The 3,255-nt window shown below is 48.9% G+C and carries 2 protein-coding genes and 1 pseudogene; 1 reads left to right on the forward strand and 2 read right to left on the reverse strand.

The features are described 5' to 3' along the window. Nucleotides 1-79, reverse strand: a pseudogene (locus tag QVO97_RS09725) (ACP synthase); the annotation flags it as partial. Further along, nucleotides 76-771, reverse strand: coding sequence for a redox-sensing transcriptional repressor Rex (locus QVO97_RS09730; protein WP_022360137.1), 696 nt, complete (start codon nucleotides 769-771; stop codon nucleotides 76-78). The gene QVO97_RS09730 and the pseudogene QVO97_RS09725, both read right to left, overlap by 4 nt. A 273-nt stretch (nucleotides 772-1,044) precedes the next feature. Between QVO97_RS09730 and abc-f the strand changes: the two genes are divergently transcribed. Next, nucleotides 1,045-3,105 (forward strand): ribosomal protection-like ABC-F family protein, encoded by a 2,061-nt coding sequence (abc-f, locus tag QVO97_RS09735; protein WP_022360138.1) that lies wholly within the window; start codon nucleotides 1,045-1,047, stop codon nucleotides 3,103-3,105. The last annotated feature ends 150 nt before the right edge of the window (nucleotides 3,106-3,255 follow it).

The raw sequence follows: 3,255 nt of genomic DNA on the forward strand, positions 1-3,255 counted from the left end.
GCACCAAAAAAGCCTCTTTTTCACAGGCTTTTTTGATTCGCTCTATCTCTATCAGATCCGTACCAATTCCGACGATCATTTTGTTTCTCCGGCACCAGCTGCCTCTTCCTGCTTTCTCTGCGCTTCTTCTCTCGCTTTCTGATCCTGCATGCTGCATACGCGGTAAGAAAGGCGCATCAGGCTCTCCGACAGATGGACATTTTCCACCACAACGTCATCTGGAACCTGTAAATCTGTATGGGCAAAATTCCAGATCGCCTTGATTCCAGCTTTGACAAGCCGTTCCGCAATCTCCGGCGCTTTCGACTTCGGAATCGTCAACGCTGCGATCTGCACTTCATTGTCCTTGATAAACTGTTCCAGATCCTCAATACCGCGGATCTCCACTCCACGGACTACCAGACCGACCAGACGAGGATTCACATCAAACATGCCTTTGATTAAAAAACCACGCCGCTCAAAATTTGTATAATTCGCGATCGCCTGCCCCAGATTTCCCGCACCGATAATAATTAGGTTATGCTGACGGTCAATTCCCAGAATCCGGGCAATCTCCGAATATAAATACTTTACATTATAACCATATCCCTGCTGACCAAATCCGCCGAAATTGTTCAGATCCTGACGAATCTGGGACGCTGTCACCTTCATGCGGATACTCAAATCATTCGATGAGATTCTCTCTACTCCCTCCTCGAGCAATTCGCCCAAGTAACGATAGTATCTGGGTAGCCTAGAAATGACCGCTTTAGATATCTCTTTCTGTTCCACGGCTTTCTTCCACCTTTCTTTCCTCTAACGTTGTCCATATGGTTTACACAAACCTTCGGACAATCTGATAAATTTATTATAGTCATATGATAAATAATTGTCAATTTTTTTATTTCATATGAGGGATTTTACATTGTATTTCGCAAAATTTTCTGACCAGAAACAGCCATTAACCGTTCTCATTCTTGCATTGCTTCTTTATTTATATTATAATTTAAGATTGACGGTATATTTTTTAACCGAAATACATGGATACAACCACAGGAGGAATCTATGATTTTATCTTGCAGCAATATTTCAAAAGCATTCGGTACGGAGGAAATCCTCAAACACGTATCGTTTCATGTAGAAGATCACGAAAAAGCCGCCATCGTCGGCATCAACGGAGCCGGTAAATCGACTCTTTTAAAAATAATTGTCGGAGAACTCGCAGCAGACGAGGGCTCCGTGACCATCGCCAAGGGCAAAACCCTCGGTTACTTGGCACAGCACCAGGATCTGCATAGCCAGACCACAATTTATGACTCTCTTCTGGAGGTCAAACGTCCGATTCTGGAAATGGAACAGCAGATCCGCACGCTGGAACTCCAGATGAAGCACGCCGAGGGCGAAAAGCTCGAGACGATGCTCAACACTTACAGCCGCTTAAACCATGAATTTGAACTTTTAAACGGCTACGCATGGCAGAGCGAGATCACCGGTGTCTTAAAGGGACTCGGCTTTGTCGAGGAAGAATTTTCCAAACCGGTTTCCGAACTTTCAGGCGGTCAGAAAACGCGCGTCTCCCTCGGTAAGCTCCTGCTCTCCAAACCGGATATCATCCTTTTGGACGAGCCAACCAACCACCTCGACATGGAATCCATCGCGTGGCTGGAAACCTATCTGATGAACTACGCCGGGACGGTCATTATCGTTGCCCACGACCGCTATTTTCTGGACCGCGTCGTGACCAAGATCGTCGAGCTGGACGGCGGCATCGCCACCTCTTTCCAGGGCAATTACACTGCCTACAGCGAGAAAAAAGCGATCATCCGCGCCGGTGTGCTCAAGGCTTACTTAAACCAACAGCAGGAGATCCGCCATCAGGAGGAGGTTATCACCAAACTCAAATCCTTTAACCGTGAGAAATCCATCAAGCGCGCCGAGAGCCGTGAAAAAATGCTTTCCAAGATGGATCTTCTGGAAAAACCAACCGAAATCAACGACGCGATGCACATTACGCTGGAACCGTGCGTCACCAGCGGAAATGACGTTCTCTCCGTCCGTGAGCTTGCCAAGAGTTTCGACGGCATGACACTCTTCACGGATCTGAACTTTGAGGTAAAACGCGGCGAGCGCATCGCCATCATCGGCAACAACGGAACCGGCAAGACCACAATTCTCAAGATGATCAACGGTCTTCTGACCCCGGACAACGGCGAGATCCGGTTAGGTTCCAAGGTGCATATCGGTTACTACGATCAGGAACACCAGGTTCTGCACATGGACAAGACGCTCTTTGACGAGCTGCAGGACACCTACCCGGATATGAACAACACGCAGATCCGAAATGTGCTGGCGGCATTTCTCTTCACCGGCGACGATGTCTTTAAGCGCATCCGCGATCTGAGCGGCGGCGAACGCGGACGTGTTTCCCTAGCGAAGCTGATGCTCTCGGAGGCGAACTTCCTGATCCTCGATGAGCCGACCAACCATCTGGATATCGCCTCGAAGGAGATTCTGGAAAACGCACTGGTTCATTACACCGGAACCGTTCTCTACGTCTCCCATGACCGATATTTCATCAACAAAACTGCGACCCGGATTCTCGATCTGACGATGGGAACACTGATTAATTATATTGGAAACTACGATTATTATCTGGAAAAGAAGGAGACGCAGGAGAAAGCCTATCTAGCTTCCGCCGCACAGGCAGTCAGCCGCTCTGCAAAATCTTCCGGAGCCGGAAACACAGGGACTTCCAGCCATCTGACCGCTGCGGCAGGCGCAAATCCGACTGCTCTTTCTGGAAATGGCACTGGCACCTCTGCTGCTTCGTCCGCTTCTGCCGTGACCGCTGCAGTTCAGGCGGCAGCCAGCGCTTCCTCCGGCAAATTGGACTGGAAACAGCAGAAGGAAGAACAGACGCGGCTTCGTAAGAAACAGAATGAATTGAAACGCGTCGAGGAAGAAATTCACACCCTTGAAACCCGCGATCAGGAGATCGATGCGCTTCTCTGCGATGAGACTGTCTTTTCCGATGTTCCGCGTTTGATGGAACTGAATAAAGAGAAGGAAGAACTGAATGCAAAGTTAGAGGGATTGTATGAGAAGTGGGAGGAATTGGCGGAGTAAAGAGCTTTCAGAAAGGTTTCTAATTGCCACGAAAAGGGAGTGCCCCTGGGGTGGTAACTAGCCGCTGCTTTCCTGCATATGTTTGTTCACTTGCTTTCACTACACGCGTTCGCCTGTATCGGACGTACGTCCGCTCCATTCGGACACGTG

The organism is Clostridium sp. CAG:43, from assembly GCF_000434655.1.
In the GTDB taxonomy this organism is placed as follows: Bacteria; Bacillota; Clostridia; order Lachnospirales; family Lachnospiraceae; genus Otoolea; species Otoolea fessa.